At 33.3% G+C, this 17,478-nt stretch carries 16 protein-coding genes; 14 read left to right on the plus strand and 2 right to left on the minus strand.

Annotated elements, in window-relative coordinates; genetic code table 11:
• Nucleotides 1-40: 40 nt before the first annotated feature.
• From leuB to acs, 6 genes are all read left to right on the plus strand, one after another.
• A complete protein-coding gene (gene leuB, locus B0M43_RS17355) occupies nt 41-1,159 on the plus strand; it encodes a 3-isopropylmalate dehydrogenase (protein ID WP_078007124.1) in 1,119 nt (372 codons plus the stop codon).
• Between the two features lie 268 nt (nt 1,160-1,427).
• A complete protein-coding gene (gene ilvD, locus B0M43_RS17360) occupies nt 1,428-3,101 on the plus strand; it encodes a dihydroxy-acid dehydratase (RefSeq protein ID WP_078007123.1) in 1,674 nt (557 codons plus the stop codon).
• Between the two features lie 172 nt (nt 3,102-3,273).
• Entirely contained in the window at nt 3,274-4,962 is a 1,689-nt protein-coding gene (gene ilvB, locus B0M43_RS17365) for a biosynthetic-type acetolactate synthase large subunit (protein WP_078007122.1), read from the plus strand.
• 86 nt (nt 4,963-5,048) lie between these two features.
• On the plus strand, nt 5,049-5,570 hold the full coding sequence (gene ilvN, locus B0M43_RS17370) for an acetolactate synthase small subunit (RefSeq protein WP_065450139.1): 522 nt from the start codon (nt 5,049-5,051) through the stop codon (nt 5,568-5,570).
• Between the two features lie 63 nt (nt 5,571-5,633).
• Nucleotides 5,634-7,103: a ketol-acid reductoisomerase gene (gene ilvC, locus B0M43_RS17375; RefSeq protein WP_078007121.1), complete on the plus strand. Its 1,470-nt coding sequence runs from the start codon at nt 5,634-5,636 to the stop codon at nt 7,101-7,103.
• Between the two features lie 487 nt (nt 7,104-7,590).
• Complete coding sequence (gene acs / locus B0M43_RS17380; protein ID WP_078007120.1) at nt 7,591-9,501, plus strand: acetate--CoA ligase; 1,911 nt, start codon at nt 7,591-7,593, stop codon at nt 9,499-9,501.
• 307 nt (nt 9,502-9,808) lie between these two features.
• On the opposite strand, the gene B0M43_RS17385 is transcribed toward acs, so the two are convergent.
• Nucleotides 9,809-10,405, minus strand: a complete 597-nt coding sequence (locus B0M43_RS17385) for a PolC-type DNA polymerase III (RefSeq protein WP_065450142.1) — start codon at nt 10,403-10,405, stop codon at nt 9,809-9,811.
• Nucleotides 10,406-10,407: 2 nt separating this feature from the next.
• Nucleotides 10,408-12,324: a DUF294 nucleotidyltransferase-like domain-containing protein gene (locus tag B0M43_RS17390; RefSeq protein ID WP_065450143.1), complete on the minus strand. Its 1,917-nt coding sequence runs from the start codon at nt 12,322-12,324 to the stop codon at nt 10,408-10,410.
• Between the two features lie 665 nt (nt 12,325-12,989).
• Here B0M43_RS17390 and B0M43_RS17395 point away from each other — a divergent pair.
• The 8 genes from B0M43_RS17395 to B0M43_RS17420 all read left to right on the plus strand — a co-directional run bounded on the left by B0M43_RS17395 (nt 12,990) and on the right by B0M43_RS17420 (nt 17,408).
• A complete protein-coding gene (locus tag B0M43_RS17395) occupies nt 12,990-13,316 on the plus strand; it encodes a hypothetical protein (protein ID WP_078007118.1) in 327 nt (108 codons plus the stop codon).
• An 83-nt stretch (nt 13,317-13,399) separates the two neighbouring features.
• Nucleotides 13,400-14,593 (plus strand): hypothetical protein, encoded by a 1,194-nt coding sequence (locus B0M43_RS17400; protein WP_078007117.1) that lies wholly within the window; start codon nt 13,400-13,402, stop codon nt 14,591-14,593.
• A 3-nt stretch (nt 14,594-14,596) separates the two neighbouring features.
• Entirely contained in the window at nt 14,597-14,767 is a 171-nt protein-coding gene (locus B0M43_RS24490; RefSeq protein ID WP_168199954.1) for a hypothetical protein, read from the plus strand.
• Nucleotides 14,768-14,877: 110 nt separating this feature from the next.
• Nucleotides 14,878-15,597 (plus strand): hypothetical protein, encoded by a 720-nt coding sequence (locus tag B0M43_RS17405; protein ID WP_078007116.1) that lies wholly within the window; start codon nt 14,878-14,880, stop codon nt 15,595-15,597.
• Between the two features lie 3 nt (nt 15,598-15,600).
• Complete coding sequence (locus B0M43_RS17410) at nt 15,601-16,077, plus strand: hypothetical protein (RefSeq protein ID WP_078007115.1); 477 nt, start codon at nt 15,601-15,603, stop codon at nt 16,075-16,077.
• Between the two features lie 111 nt (nt 16,078-16,188).
• Nucleotides 16,189-16,590, plus strand: coding sequence for a hypothetical protein (locus B0M43_RS17415; protein ID WP_078007114.1), 402 nt, complete (start codon nt 16,189-16,191; stop codon nt 16,588-16,590).
• A gap of 103 nt (nt 16,591-16,693) precedes the next feature.
• A complete protein-coding gene (locus B0M43_RS24495) occupies nt 16,694-16,870 on the plus strand; it encodes a hypothetical protein (protein WP_168199955.1) in 177 nt (58 codons plus the stop codon).
• Complete coding sequence (locus B0M43_RS17420; protein WP_078007113.1) at nt 16,863-17,408, plus strand: hypothetical protein; 546 nt, start codon at nt 16,863-16,865, stop codon at nt 17,406-17,408. Before B0M43_RS24495 ends, B0M43_RS17420 begins: the two co-directional genes overlap by 8 nt.
• Nucleotides 17,409-17,478: the final 70 nt, after the last annotated feature.

The raw sequence follows: 17,478 nt of genomic DNA on the forward strand, positions 1-17,478 counted from the left end.
AAAATAAATAAGGATTTAAATACATAAAGAACGAGACGTTATGAATTTGAAAATAGCAGTTTTACCAGGAGACGGAATTGGACCAGAAGTAATTTTACAAGCCAAAAAAGCATTATATGCTATTGGTGAGGTGTACAATCATGAATTTGTATTCGAAGAAGCGCTCATGGGAGCCATTGCTATTGACAAAACAGGAAATCCATTACCGGAACAAACCCTGAATCTGTGTTTAAATACTGATGCAGTTTTGTTTGGTGCGATTGGAGATCCTAAATACGATAATAATCCAAATGCAAAAGTTCGTCCTGAGCAAGGATTATTAAGGCTTCGTAAAGAACTGGGTTTGTTTGCGAACATTCGTCCTATAAAACCTTATAAATCACTAATTGATGCTTCTCCTTTAAAAAGAGAAATTATCGACGGAGCTGATTTTACTATTTTTAGAGAATTAACAGGTGGTGCTTATTTTGGAGCTAAAACATTAAATGAAGAAGGAACACATGCTTCAGACTTATGTGAATATTCAGAAGAAGAAATTACCAGAATTGCAAATTTAGCTTTTAAATCGGCACAAAACCGACGCAAAAAGCTGACAATGGTAGACAAAGCAAATGTTTTGGAAACCTCAAGATTGTGGAGAAAAGTAGTTCAGAAAGTGAGTTTAAATTATCCTGATGTTGCTTTAGATTTTTTATTTGTGGATAACGCAGCAATGCAGATTATTTTAAATCCAAAACAATTCGATGTGATTTTGACAGAGAATTTGTTTGGAGATATTTTATCAGATGAAGCGAGCGTGATTACAGGTTCAATTGGTTTATTGGCATCAGCATCTTTAGGAGAAAAAAATGCTTTGTTTGAACCAATTCACGGTTCTTATCCTCAGGCAAAAGGAAAAAATATTGCCAATCCAATTGCTTCGATTTTATCAGCTGCAATGTTGTTAGAGCATTTTGGTTTATTCAAAGAAGCGAATGTAATTTATCAGGCGGTTGAAAAAGCAATCGAATATAAAGTTGTTACTGTTGATTTAAAACCAGATTCAAAATTCGGTACAAATGAAGTAGGGGAGTTTGTTTCTAATTTTATTTTCAGCAAGGATGACTTGCTATATTTTAATAATGACAATGTTCATATCGGTCAGTCGACAATTGTTTAGTTTTTTTATTAAAATAATGAAATAAATAACAAGAAGTATGTGAAATGTTGAGATTTTATTTTTTTAGTCCTGTAAGTTTTCATACTTTTGTGACACTAAAAAATAAATGATGCAAATCTCAATTATTATTACTTCTGTCGTTGTTGTCAATGTGTTTAGCACATCTGCATCGGGAATGGTATAAATATAATTGAAAAACTATATTACAAACCTTCCAAATACTGGAAGGTTTTTTTTTGAATAAAAATTAAAATAAAATAATACAATAATGGAATTAAATAAGTACAGCAAAACCATCACTCAAGATCAAACACAACCTGCCGCGCAAGCGATGTTGTACGGAATTGGTTTAACTGAAGAAGATTTGAAAAAAGCACAAGTTGGTATTGTAAGCATGGGTTACGATGGTAACACTTGCAACATGCACTTGAATGATTTAGCAAAAGATGTAAAGAAAGGTGTTTGGGATGTGGATCTGGTCGGACTTATTTTTAATACTATTGGTGTTAGTGACGGAATTTCAAACGGAACTGAAGGAATGCGTTTTTCATTGGTTTCCCGTGATGTAATTGCTGATTCTATTGAAACAGTTGTGGGGGCACAATGGTACGATGGTGTAATTGCGATTCCTGGTTGTGATAAAAATATGCCTGGTGCTTTGATTGCAATGGGAAGATTAAACCGTCCGTCTATGATGGTTTACGGAGGATCAATTCATTCAGGAAAATGGAAAGGAGAATCTCTTAATATTGTTTCTGCTTTTGAGGCACTAGGAAAAAGAGTAAAAAACGAAATTACTCCGGAAGATTTTAAAGGTGTAATTCAAAATGCATGTCCGGGAGCTGGTGCTTGTGGCGGAATGTATACTGCAAATACTATGTCTTCAGCAATTGAAGCATTAGGAATGAGTTTACCTTACAGTTCTTCTAATCCTGCATTGAGTCAGGAAAAAAGAGATGAATGTCTGGCTGCTGGAGCTGCTATTAAAATTTTATTAGAAAAAGATATTAAGCCAAGAGATATTATGACTCGCAAGGCTTTCGAAAATGCTATTACAATAGTAGCCGTTTTAGGAGGTTCTACAAATGCAGTGATGCACTTAATTGCAATGGCTCATGCGGTTGATGTCAAGATTACTTTGGATGATTTTCAGGCTATTAATGATAGAACGCCAGTATTGGCCGACATGAAGCCAAGTGGTAAATATATGATGGAAGATATTCATGAAGTTGGAGGAATTCCTTCAGTAATGAAATATTTATTGAAAGTAGGATTGATTCATGGAGACTGTTTAACAGTTACCGGAAAAACAGTAGCTGAGAACTTGGCTTCAACTCCGGATTTACAAGATGGACAAGAAGTGATTCATGAAATTCAAAAAGCATTAAAACCAACCGGAAATATTCAGGTTTTATATGGGAATCTTGCTTCTGAAGGTGCTGTTGCAAAGATCAGCGGAAAAGAAGGAGAATATTTTGAAGGTCCGGCTGTAGTTTTTGAAGGAGAATTTGAAGTAATTCCAGGTCTTGAGGCCGGAAAAATTAAACCGGGTAGTGTAGTCGTCATCAGATATTGTGGACCAAAAGGTGGTCCAGGGATGCCGGAAATGCTAAAACCTACATCGGCCATTATTGGAGCCGGATTAGGAAGTACTTGTGCTCTTATCACAGACGGTAGGTTCTCTGGAGGTTCACATGGCTTTGTCGTAGGACATATTACACCAGAGGCTTATGATGGTGGTGGTATTGCACTGGTAAAAGATGGAGATTTAATTGCCATTGATGCTGTAAAAAACACCATTGATCTTAAAATTTCTGACGAAGAATTTGCAGCTAGAAAAGCGGCTTGGGTACAACCGCCGTTAAAAGTTACAAAAGGAGTTTTGCTTAAATACGCAAGATCGGTTTCAAGCGCTTCTACAGGTTGTGTTACCGATAACTAATTAAATAACAATATCAAAAATCAATGACAATGACAATAACAATGTCAAAAATCAAATAGCAAAAAAAAACAAAAAATCAATTTAGAATTTATCATTGAAATTGATTTTTGACATTGTTATTGAATTTTGATATTGATTTTTGAAATTGACATTTGATAAAACAAAATATACTATGAAAATATCAGGGGCAGAAGCCGTTATAAGATGTTTATTAGCAGAAGGAGTAGACTTGGTTTATGGGTATCCGGGAGGAGCAATCATGCCGGTTTACGACGAATTATATAAATTTCAGGATCAATTACACCATGTTTTGGTACGCCATGAACAAGGTGCAACACACGCAGCTCAGGGATATGCCAGAGCGACAGGAAAAGTTGGTGTAGCAATTGCTACTTCAGGACCTGGAGCAACAAATCTAGTTACCGGAATTGCAGATGCTCAAATCGATTCCACACCAATGGTTTGTATTACAGGCCAGGTTGGAAAACATTTATTGGGTTCTGATGCTTTTCAGGAAACGGATATTATCGGAATTTCGACTCCCGTTACCAAATGGAATTATCAGGTTACAGAAGCCTCTGAAATTCCTGAAATCATTGCAAAAGCATTTTATATTGCACGTTCTGGTCGTCCGGGGCCTGTATTGATCGATATTACTAAAAACGCTCAGTTTGATGAGTTCGAATTTAGTTACGAAAAATGTACGGCAATTAGAAGTTATGTTCCGGTTCCGAAATTAAATCTGGACAAAGTTGCCGAAGCTGCTGCTTTAATTAATAGTGCTAAAAAACCTTTTATCGTTTTTGGTCAGGGAATAATTCTTGGTCAGGCCGAAGAACAGTTAAAAGCATTGATCGAAAAGTCAGGAATACCGGCAGGTTGGACAATTTTAGGACTTTCCGCTTTACCTACAGATCATCCATTAAACGTTGGAATGTTAGGAATGCATGGGAATTATGCACCAAATTTACTGACAAACGAATGTGATGTTTTAATTGCATTAGGAATGCGTTTTGATGATCGTGTTACCGGAAATCTAAAGACTTACGCAAAACAGGCAAAAGTCATTCATTTTGAAATTGATCCTGCGGAAGTTGATAAAAACGTAAAAACCGAAGTAGCTGTTTTAGGAGATGTAAAAGAAGCCCTAAATGCCTTATTGCCATTGATTGAATCAAAATCACATGATTTGTGGCATAATGAATTTAAAGAATTACTTAAGATAGAAGTAGAGACAGTTATAAATGAAGAGCTGAACCCAACGAATAATAAAGGTATTTCTATGGGTGAAACTATGGAAATGATCAACAAACACTCAAAAGGTGATGCTATTATTGTTTCAGATGTAGGACAGCACCAGATGTTTGCTTGTCGTTATGCTAAGTTTAATACCACCAAAAGTAATATTACTTCAGGAGGTTTAGGAACTATGGGTTTTGCATTGCCAGCTGCAATTGGAGCTAAGATGGGAAGACCGGATCGTGAAGTAGTTGCCATTATTGGAGATGGAGGATTTCAGATGACCATTCAGGAATTAGGTACAATTTTCCAGACTAAAGTTCCTGTGAAAATTGTCATCTTAAACAACGAATTTTTAGGAATGGTGCGTCAGTGGCAGGAATTATTTTTCGATAACAGATATGCTTCGACAAATATGACCAATCCAAACTTTGTTGCCATTGCAGAAGGATATTACATTAAATCTAAAAAAGTAACACAAAGAGAAGATTTGGATGCTGCTGTAGCCGAAATGATGGCTTCAAAAGATTCGTATTTCTTAGAAGTTATGGTCGAAAAAGAGAATAATGTATTCCCAATGATTCCAACAGGAGCGTGTGTTTCTGAAATTAGATTAAGCTAGGAAAAAGTTTCAGATTTCAGGTTTTTTTGTTTCAGGTTGTAGAACCCGAAACCTGAAACCTGAAGCAAAAAAAACTAAAAAATAACATGGAAGATAAAACATTTACCATATCGGTATACTCAGAAAATAATGTGGGTTTGTTGAATAGAATATCAGGAATATTCTTAAAGCGACACATTAATATATTAAGTCTAAACGTTTCAGAATCAGAGATAGAGAATGTTTCAAGATTTATTATTGTAGTAAATACAACTGAGAAGTGGGTTCAGAATATCGTTGGACAAATTGAAAAACAAATTGAAGTAATAAAAGCTTTTTATCACACTGATGAAGAGACTATTTACCTTGAAAATGCTTTATTCAAAATCGCTTCAAGTTTGTTGTTTGATGAAAAACAAATTCAAAATATCATCAAAGAAAGCCAGGCAACAATCGTAACCGTTTCTCGTGATTTCTTCGTGATTTCAAAATCAGGAAGACGTTCTGAAATTGAAGAATTGTATGCGAAATTTAAACCTTACGGCATTATGCAATTTGTACGTTCGGGCAGAATATCGGTTTCTAAACAAAAAATGGAAATTTCAAGTTTATTAGAAACATTCAAATAGTATCATCTTAGTTATATATTATCAATTATTAAAATACAACATTCATTAAATATTAAAAACAAAATGGCAAATTATTTCAATACATTACCACTTAGATTACAATTAGAACAATTAGGTGTTTGCGAATTTATGGAGCAGTCAGAATTTGCAGACGGAATTGCAGCTTTAGCAGGAAAAAAAGTTGTTATTGTAGGCTGTGGTGCACAAGGTTTGAATCAGGGTTTAAATATGAGAGATTCTGGATTAGACATTTCATATGCATTACGTGCAGATGCAATAGCTGAAAAAAGAGCTTCTTATAAAAATGCTACTGAAAACGGTTTTACAGTAGGTACTTACGAAGAATTAATTCCAACTGCTGATCTAGTTTGTAACTTAACACCAGATAAACAACATACTGCTGTAGTTACTGCCATTATGCCATTAATGAAACAAGGTTCGACTTTAGCATATTCTCACGGTTTTAATATTGTTGAAGAAGGAATGCAGATTCGTAAAGATATTACAGTAATTATGTGTGCTCCTAAATGTCCTGGTTCTGAGGTTCGTGAAGAATATAAAAGAGGATTTGGTGTACCAACACTTATTGCAGTTCACCCGGAGAATGATCCAAACAATTTTGGTTTAGATCAGGCAAAAGCTTATGCTGTAGCAACCGGAGGACACAAAGCAGGAGTTTTAAAATCATCATTTGTAGCTGAAGTAAAATCAGATTTAATGGGTGAGCAAACTATCCTTTGCGGATTATTGCAAACAGGCTCTATTTTATGTTTTGATAAAATGGTTGAAAAAGGAATTGAGCCAGCATACGCTTCAAAATTAATCCAATACGGATGGGAAACAATCACTGAAGCTTTGAAACATGGTGGTATTACAAACATGATGGATCGTTTGTCTAATCCTGCAAAAATCGAAGCTTACGAAATTGCAGAAGAATTAAAAGACATCATGCGTCCTTTATTCCAAAAGCATCAGGATGATATCATTTCAGGAGAATTCTCAAGAACAATGATGATTGACTGGGCTAATGATGATAAGAATTTATTGACATGGAGAGCTGCTACAGGAGAAACTAATTTTGAGAAAACAGCTCCAACGGATACTCCAATTTCTGAACAAGAATATTTTGATAATGGCGTTTTAATGATTGCAATGGTTAAAGCTGGTGTAGAATTGGCTTTCGAAACAATGACAGAAGCTGGAATCATTGAAGAATCAGCATATTATGAGTCGTTACACGAATTGCCATTGATTGCTAATACCATAGCAAGAAAAAAATTATTTGAAATGAACCGTGTTATCTCGGATACAGCAGAGTACGGTTGTTACTTATTTGACCACGCTTGTAAACCGTTATTGGAAAATTACATGAAAACTGTTGAAACTAACATTATAGGAAAACCATTTTCAACTTCTAACGGAGTAGATAATGCTATCTTAATTGCGGTAAATAAAGAAATTCGTCAACATCCTATTGAAGAAGTAGGAGCATGGTTGAGAGAATCGATGACTGCAATGAAAAAAATTGGATAATAAATTGGGAATTACCACAGATTCGATTGTGGAATTTGCACTGTATCTTTGTTTTATATGATATTTTGAATTAGTAAGCACTTATTAAAAAAAATGGATATAGATGCATATTGCATTCACTTAGCTTCTACTAGTAAGCAAGTTAAGTGAAGCTAATCCCTAATGAAGGTGTATATTGTCAAAAATATACTAGTTGAAGTCATTATAATTAATAAGGATGCTGCTATTTTCGAAATAGAATATTGCATGGTAATACAGAATTACAAAATTAATTGTTATTGAGATTGTTAAAATAAAGGCATGGTATTCATTTATCATGCCTTTTTTGCAACATGCTTTTTTGTTAAAAAAAGTAAAATTTTACATTAAACGTATAAAAAGCTTATATTTTTTTTAATATGTGTTTTTTTTAGACAAAATTTATGAATTAAATAATTTTAAGAATACGTTGATATTTAATACATTTATAAAAAAATTCCACAAACATATGAGTTATTATAAAATTGAAAATTTAGAACAATATTTTAAACATTACAATAAGTCAATAAGGGAGCCAAGGAAGTTTTGGGGAAAGATTGCTGAAGAAAATTTTACCTGGTACCAACAATGGGAAAAAGTAGTTGATTTTAATATGGCTGATGCCGAAGTGAAGTGGTTTACTGACGCAAAAGTTAACATTACCAAGAATTGCATCGATAGACACTTAAGTAAAAGAGGAGAAAAAACGGCGATTATTTTTGAACCAAATGATCCCTCAGAAAGTGCTTTACATATAACGTATAACGAACTATACGAAAGAGTTTCGAAAATGGCGAATGTTTTGCGTGAGCAGGGAGTTCGCAAAGGAGACCGAGTTTGTATTTATTTGCCAATGATTCCTGAATTAGCAGTTGCAGTATTGGCTTGTGCCAGAATAGGTGCAATTCATTCCGTTATTTTTGCTGGATTTTCAGCTTCTGCTGTTTCTGCAAGAATTAACGATTGCGAGTGTAAAATGGTAATTACTTCAGATGGAGGTTACAGAGGAAATAAAAACATTGATCTAAAAGGAATTGTAGATGAGGCATTGGATACCTGCCCAACTGTTTCTAGTGTTTTGGTTGTAAAAAGAACAAACACAGAGGTTAAAATGAAAGAAGGACGTGACCAATGGTTACAGCCTTTATTAGACGTAGCTTTAGATAATAGTGTTGCCGAAATCATGGATGCCGAAGATCCTTTGTTTATTTTGTATACTTCAGGATCTACAGGAAAGCCTAAAGGAATGGTACATACCACAGCCGGATATATGGTGTATACTGCCTATACTTTTAAAAACGTTTTTAGTCACGAAGAAAATGATATTTTTTGGTGTACTGCAGATATTGGCTGGATTACCGGTCACTCATATATATTATACGGACCATTATTAAACGGTGGAACAACCGTAATTTTTGAAGGAGTTCCTTCTTATCCGGATTTTAGTCGTTTTTGGGATATTATCGAAAAACACAAAGTAACTCAGTTTTATACAGCTCCAACCGCTATTCGTTCATTAGCAAAAGAAAGTTTAGATTATATTCAAAAATATCCTCTAAAATCGCTTAAAGTAATTGGATCAGTAGGAGAGCCAATCAACGAAGAAGCATGGCACTGGTTTAATGACCATGTTGGAGATAAAAGATGTCCGGTGGTTGATACATGGTGGCAAACAGAAACAGGTGGAATCATGATTTCTCCAATTGCTTTTGTAACACCAACAAAACCAACTTATGCGACTTTGCCTTTACCGGGAATTCAACCCGTTTTAATGGATGAAAAACGTAATGAAATAGAAGGAAATCAGGTTGTGGGTAGTTTGTGTATCAAATTTCCATGGCCAGGAATTGCCAGAACAATTTGGGGAGATCACCAACGTTATAAAGACACTTATTTCTCGTCTTTCCCTGGGAAATATTTTACAGGAGACGGAGCTTTAAGAGACGAAGTTGGTTACTATAGAATCACCGGTAGAGTAGATGATGTTGTAATTGTTTCCGGACATAACCTAGGTACAGCTCCTATCGAAGACGCGATCAACGAGCATCCTGCTGTGGCTGAATCTGCAATTGTTGGATTTCCACATGATATTAAAGGAAATGCTTTATATGGTTTCGTAATTCTAAAAGAAACAGGAGAGTATAGAGACAGAGCAAATTTAACCAAAGAGATTAATCAATACATTTCTGATCATATTGGGCCAATTGCAAAACTGGATAAAATTCAGTTCGTGTCTGGTTTACCAAAAACACGTTCAGGAAAAATTATGCGTAGAATTTTACGTAAGATTGCCGAAGGCGATTATTCTAATTTTGGAGATACTTCAACGTTATTGAATCCTGAAATTGTAGAAGAAATTAAAAACGAAAGAATTTCTTAATTTTAAAAATTAATGGATAAATAAAAATGCCTCTTAAATTTTTAAGAGGCATTTTTTATATGTGTAAATTAACGAAGTTTAATATTGTCAGACTTAGTGAAGTCGAAGTCCCGCAAAATGATTCAGCTCAATTTTGTCATTCCGAGGAACGAGGAATCTCCGCAAGTAATTCCGCAAACAAAATTGCCAATCTTTGTAGAGTTTCTTACGGAGATTCCTCGTTCCTCGGAATGACAAAATTTCACTACAAAAATTTTGACAATTTAAAACTTAAATTTCCTTATATAGCTTATATGGTTTAATTTTTTTACTTAATCCCCAATCTAGATTTCAACTTCAAAAACAACAGCGCAATTTTATACGCATCTTCAGAAGAGGAATTTCGATCACTTTTTGGAATTTTGTAAATTTCACTTAAATCATCTAAAGAAAACTGCTTGTCATTGATATCCATTAATTTTCTGTACATCATGTCGATATCCAATGCTTCATTTTTCAATCTTCCACAATCCAGACGCTCTAAAGCCGAATTTAGCATTTCGATATCAAAATTAATATGATGCCCTACTAAAATAGAATTGCCTATAAAGTTAACAAATGCTTCAATAGCATCTGGTTCAGGCATTTTAAGCATTTTGCTTTCAATAATAAACTCATTCGAAAGTCCGTTATCCTGCAAAAATTTGTATTGAAGCAGAACAGCTTCGAAATTGTCTTTTATTACAATTCCATCATCAATTACTGAAAAAGCACCCAAAGATAAGATAACATCTTTATTGGGGTTTAACCCGGAAGTCTCAGTAGATAAAACTACAAATCTGTTTGGTTTTGTTTCGAATTTAGTCAGGTAGTCTTTCCAGAAGTCCGGATAGTCTTTATTGATATTTTTAATCCAGTCTAGCATACTTATGAGAATTGTGTAAGTTGAAATTTACTCTTAATCAGTTCCTCAAGGTCTTTCATTGGGGTTAAGGCATTTTTTAACTTTTCTTTGTCTGTTTTAGACATTTCTCGCAAATTTATATATTGTCCTGAGTCATCATTCTTTAATCCTTCAATAGTTCTAAATTTTGATAACGTTAAAAAAGCTTCGGCGCAGCTTAAATAAATTTCAGCATTTTTAGAATCTGTTATAGCCAATTGTTTGAATCGCAAATAGGTATTCTTAATTCCTTTGATATTGGCATTTAAAATCAACAAACGTGCAGCATCAATTAATGGCATCAATGCACGTGTTTTGATATCAAATTTTGTTTTATGCGGACCTTCTTCTTCTACGATAAATTTCTTGAAGAAACTTAAAGGAGAATTTTTCTTTAAGGCATCATTACCTAAAAAGTCGAAGAATAACGTATTGTTGACAGCATTCTTAAAAATCACATTTTCTATTACTTCTTCGATCTTTGGTTCTCCAAAAACAATTTCATAGTCAAAGAAAATACTGCTTAAATCGTTGCTGTTTTCACCTGGAGTATTCATCCAGCTATTGTATTGCTTTGTCCAGTCTGTCAGTGATTTACACCATAACATATTGCTCGCCATATGTCCGTTTGGGCAATATTCGTAACCTACTTTTTCTAAGATAGAAGTTGTTCTTTTGGCTAGTCTTAAAAAATAATCTTTTACTTCTCTGTATTTTTCTGGTGAAACGTCTTCAAAAATAAGAATGCTATCCTGATCGGTTAATAATAATTGTTCTTTACGACCCTGGCTACCAATGCTTAACCAGGCAAAACGGGCAGGAGGTGAGCCTAAATCCAGAATAGATAATTCGACAGCACGTTTTATTATTGCCAGATTAATTTCACTTGCAATATTGCTAATATGTGAAATCGGAATGTTTTTTTGAATTGAATTCTGAATCAAATCAGACAAGCGATCACGTATTTGTTTTAAGTCTTTAGGAAGCTGAGAACGTTTGATTTCTTTAATTAAAACACCAGGATTACTAGCTTGAGCCACAATTAAATCATGTTCAGAAATAATTCCTTTTACAGCAGATTTGCTTGTACCGTCTTTGGTAACACATAAATGTGTTACATTGTTTTTAAGCATAAGCAATTGCGCTTCAGCCAGAGAAACATTTTCGATTACCGTGACAACCGGAGAAGACATGATCTTGTCAATTGTTTCTGTAATAGGATAGCGGCCAGTTGCAATTTTAGAGGATAAATCGGCATTGGTTACAATACCAATCGGATTGTTGTTTTCGCAAATAACGATATTATCTACCATAGATTCTGTCATCAGGATCGCAACATCTTTAATGATACGATTAGACTCAGTTGTTAGTGGTGAATTATTGTATGCAAGTGACTGAATATATTGCATTTCTGATTGCTGATCTACATAGAAAGCAGTGTCAGAAATCAGTTTTCCATTAGAGTTTACATTGTCTTTTGCATGTCTTGAATTGATGGCAAAATTCTCCAGCAAAAAGTTTAATACATCAGAGTTATTGGCTACAAAAGGTCTGAAAACAGCGATAGGAATAGCGTATATAATGCTTTCTTCGCGTGCTTTTGCAGTCATCATATAATTATTTTTGGCAAAAAACGGACGTAAACCAAAAATATCGCCTTCATGACATTTGTTTATTATAGTTTCTTCGGCATCAGCAATTGTGGTTAAATTTATGACACCCGAAGCCACAACATAAAAACTATCATGAAGTAAGTCGTTTATTTGAAAAAGTACAGCGTGTTTTTCTAAATTGATTACACGAATGTTTGTAGCAATATCAGATAATTCCTGAAAAGTTAAGTTATCAAATGGCGGGTATTCTTTTAAAAAATCTGCAATATGCTCAGCAATTGTATTCATACGTTTGATAATTTTTTTAAAGTATCGAATGTAAAAATAATAAAATAAACTCTTACAATGAAAGCATCTTTGAGAGAATGTAATTATTTTAAGAAAATGTTAAAATTAACTGATTTCTAGACTTTAAAAAATGCTTTTTAGGATTTTAAAAACATTATTATCATTTGAAACTTATCGGGTGTGTTTGAAAATGGAGATAAAACTAATTCTAAAGAATTCGCTTCTGGCTAAATTTGTTTTTATAAGCGAAAAAAGAATGAAGAAAGAAATGTAAGTAAAAGGTTTTTAAAATATTCTATTTTACATAATATAAATTATAGTTCATTTGTGGTATAACTAATTAACAATACCACATGGCCTTAAAACGATCCTCTTTAGAGAATTACACGCTATTACTTGTAGAATTAAACAAGATGCGTCACACAAACTTTAATGCAAAAACATTTTTAAAGAAAATGAGACCATTTTGCAAAACCTCACATTTAAAGTATCAAACATTATTTCTAAGAATCCGAGGTTCAAATATAGGAATTACAATTAAAGTTTGTACGGATTGCTTTATAATAACTCAATCTTTCTGTGTTCATGAATTCATTTTTTATTGCAATTCAATGAAAACGCTTCTTTCGAAAATTCTTAAACATAATCTTTTAGTACCTTAATATATGTCAGCAATTATACTTTTAATTCAAAAACGAGAAAATTTACTCTTGGAATTAGCTGGTTTAAATTATGATTTAAACGAGTATTCAAAAAATCCTGTAGAAACTGTCGATTTAATTGGTCTTAAACATCAGCATGATTTTACTATTAGAGAAATCACGAAAATTGGTCAGCAGGTAAATGTTTTTTTTAATTCGCAAATTTCTAATTACAAAAACAAATTTTTTGAAATCGAAAAGAAAATTAATAAAGCTGTTTCAAAGAAAGAATTCACAATTAACGATTTGCCTAAAAATCATTATTCACTTTGGCAAAATTTAGAAAATTAATTTTTTGCTACTCCCCTTTCGATTTTTCAATTGTTGCCGTAGGGTATAACGGCAACTAACTCACTCAAACCTACTAAAAAACAATGATTTCATATAAAGAAAGGCATCAAGCCCAAACTAAATTCAAAAACAATAATTTAAAACCTACTCTTATAAATATAGACTACTTAATTATCAATCTAGAGGGACAGCCGTTTGGAGAATTTCCCGAAAATTCAAAGTTTCGCCTAAAACCTTATGAATACGGAACTAAGATTTTTGAACTTAGAGCAGATTTATATTATGAAGATTTAAAAATTGGAATTTATACAGCAAGACCACGCTCGGCAATTATGAGCGAACAATTTGCACAACTACAATTCGAAAACAACCTATTTTACACATTGTCTAACGATGCCTTAAGAGGTGTCATAAACGCTTTTTGCGATGAAACAAACTACATATTTAAGTCTGTTAATAGACTGGATATTTGCCTTGACAAGTCTGATATCAACAATTCTTACCGTAATTTATATAGTAATGTTGTTGCAGGTAACTATCTTATTTCGGGGCGTCCGAAAAATTTACAAAGTTATTTTGAAACATATAAAGGAAAATCAATCCTTAATGGCTTCCAAATTGGGAAAAGAACTTCCGATAAAATAATACGATGCTATAACAAAACGCTGTCATTGCAATTAACTGAGAAACCATATATAAATGAGTATTACACCAATAATGGTTTAAAGAATGACAATGTTTGGCGTTTTGAATATCAGTTAAATTCTGCGTTTTTTCGTGGATTAAATGAACATTCTAAAGCTGATATAAAAGTCAGTCAGACAATGACTTGGGGTATCTTTGATAAAGCAAATCTTTATGAGTTATTAAAGATCGCAAACAAAGGTTTTTTTGAAATCCGTGAGAATACTGGCAAAAGTCAGGTCAATAAAGAAAAGCTTATAACTCTGTTTGATTTTGATTTTTTACAATCTCAGATTACCAAATTCAATCCTATAATCAAACGTTTAAAGAAAGTTGTTCTATCGTCAACAACAATTAAAAAACGCCTTGCGAAATCTCTATTTAGAGAGTATTACGCAAACAATCAAGATATCTCTTATATCGTTGCTCTAAATCTTTTACTTGAAGATATGGACATGATTACCGAAAAACCGCTTTTAATGTGGTTCAAAAACAAATTACATTTCTATCTGCATGAATTTAGAACAAAGGAAAAATTAGTAAATGATTTTGATTCTGAATTATTCCACGAACACCAACTTTTATTTTTATAAGCCATGAAAACACAGAATACAAGCCAAAAAGTTTCCAAAACTCAATTAATGCACATTCTTGAAGTTAGCTATCCAACTGCAAGAAAAGAGTATCAAATTATTTTAGATAGTCTAGCCCTGAAAAGAAAATACTTAATGATTTCAGACTTAATTGAGTACAAAATCCTTTCTTAAAATGGTAAAAATTAGAAAAAAATAGAAAGGAATAGAAAGAATTGGAAAACGTCAAATGATAGTTGCAATAACCTTTGTGAAAGAAATTAAACAAATAAAATTTATAACAAATGAAAATTGCAACTATTACAGGCGTTACAAAATCGCCAGAATTACAAGTAACAAAAGCAATCGGTGCTTTAATTGTTTCGAGTGATTTAGCTTTATCAGCTTTAACTACCGAAAAAATTAGTATTTACATTGAGCGTGGAAACGGCTCGAATGTCATTTTAGCAAATAAGGTATTGCTTAAAGATTTCATTTTGGCAAGTACTTACGGAACTGAAAATACTCAATCCGATGCTGATAATGCTTTAATCGCATTATGTGAATTGGCAGACGAAGGTTCAATTTATCTTGCAGATAAAGAGAGTATTAAAATTACTCTTGAAGATTTAATTGCAGGTAAACGTTACGATTTACACGGTATCGAAGAACCACAGCAAACCAACAATCTGTACTTTTTTGAACAAAAATCTGTTGCTTCTGAGGAGTTTAACAAAAAAATTGATGTTCAGGGATTTGATTTGGCTGTCATGACTGTAGACGATTCAGTAAGTGATTTGTCTTACCAGTTTTCTAATGGTCAGGTGGTTAAATATCTTCCTTTCGAATTACAAACTTTGAGCCGTGATATTGACCCAATTCAAGCAGTTCTTGCAGACGGGAATGTTCTTCAAGGTCTAACAGATAGATTAACCTTGCCTTTGGTGGCTGTTGTTGGTATTGAGATCAATAAGTCACAAGGTTCAATTATTAATTTCGTCGTAAGATGTTTAAAAACTGTGTAAACTATGGGATTCTTTAAAAAAATTGGAACTGCCATTAAGAAAAATGTTTCTTTTAAAAATCTTATAAAAGTTGCTACTCCCATAATGGGCGCTATTCCTTTCGTAGGTGGTACAGTTCAAAATATCTCGCAAAATTTGCAAGATGCTCACGAAGCAAAAAAAGCTAATAATGCAGCGCAAGCGGAATATAACAATCAGTTAGCTATAGCGTCAGCAAGTCAAGCAACTGGTGCTATCGCAAGTGCAGGTGCTAATATCTTCGCAAAGTCCGTTGCTACTGGAATCAATGATGGGCTAAGTGCTGGATTTGTAGAGGGAAGTGGTCAAGTTGGTGCAACTGTCGTAACATCAACCATAAAAGTATGGTTTCAAAGAAATTGGAAAATCGTTATTGGTGCTGTCGCTGGTCTTATTGCATTGATTTGGTTTATAAGACGTGATCGCAATAACACAGGCAAAAGAGTTGCAAAAAGACGATAAGCCTAGAAATTACTATCGAATCTATCTTATAGTATTTCTGATAGATTCGGCAGTAATAATTTTAAAAAAATTGGCTGAATTCATACTATTAATCAAACACATTATAAAGTAATGGCACAAAGTAAAAAAAGTTATGGTTCAAATAATCAGAATTATAACAACAATAATAATCAACAAAAAGTAAAGCATTCAGGTGCTAAAAACACTACTTACACCCCTCTTTCGGGGCCTAATAAAGGTGTAGAGCAACATCTTACAACTGGTTGGAGATTGAGCAAAGGAGAACTAATCGCAATTAAATGTGTAACAACTTCTAAATCAAATCTGTCGGACAAAGGTTGGTTTGGTTCTGTAGCATGCACATTTACAAACACTAAAACGGGCGTTCAGTCATTTCATTGGGGTACAATGCAAAAAAATGGCGGTAAAGTAGTAATTGACGGAATGGCATTTGTTATTAATCCACGTGCAAAAAACGGAGGTTACGCAGGTACATTTTTACGCTCGAACTAATGTTTAAGGTAATATTAAAATTCCTCCCTCTGATATTACACGAAGGAGTTGATTTACTCAAAGAGTATTTAGAAAAAAGAAAACAATTAAAACAAAATAAGTCATGAAAAATTTGAAAGGAATTGTTTCGATAATTGGGATTATCGTAAAATATGGTGCTGTTGTAACTGCAATTTTAAAAGGTATTCAGGTTGTATCTGATGAATTAGGCAAACTGGATTTCGGAAAAGATGAAACGCATACATCTGTTAAACCAATAACTACAGAAGAAAATGAGTAATTTTTTAGGTAGAAAGGAATTAACTCGAGGTATTCGAAATAATAATCCGGGCAATTTGGTTCTAACAAATATTGCGTGGCAAGGTAAAATACCAAATGCACAAAATACCGATAAGCATTTTGAGCAGTTTACAGAAGTAAAATTTGGTATTCGGGCAATGTTAAGGGATTTAACCAATGACATTGATAAAGGTAAGAATACAGTTAGAAAATTGATAACTGAATATGCACCACCATCTGAAAATGATACTCAAAAGTACATTGAAGTTATTTCGCAAGCTGTCGGTTTAGACCCTGATCAAACTATCAAAATTGTAGATGCTAAGTTTTACTTAGTTATTGCGAGAGCAATTATAAAACACGAATGTTCTCCCGATCATAATTTAATCTACGATTCAGACATTCAGGATGCTATTGATATAATGGGAGATTACAATCTTTCAGGTGTAACGGTAACGGCTAAAAAGAAATTCAAGTTTAATTATTTGATTATTCCCGTACTGCTTTTTTTTTATACTGTTTACAGCGTTACAGTCTAAACAAACGCAAAAGAAGATAAAAATTATTAATTCAAAATTTAAACAAGATGTTAGATAAAATCAAACTTTT

The sequence above is a fragment of the Flavobacterium sp. KBS0721 genome (genome assembly GCF_002007065.3).
Classification (GTDB): domain Bacteria; phylum Bacteroidota; class Bacteroidia; order Flavobacteriales; family Flavobacteriaceae; genus Flavobacterium; species Flavobacterium piscis.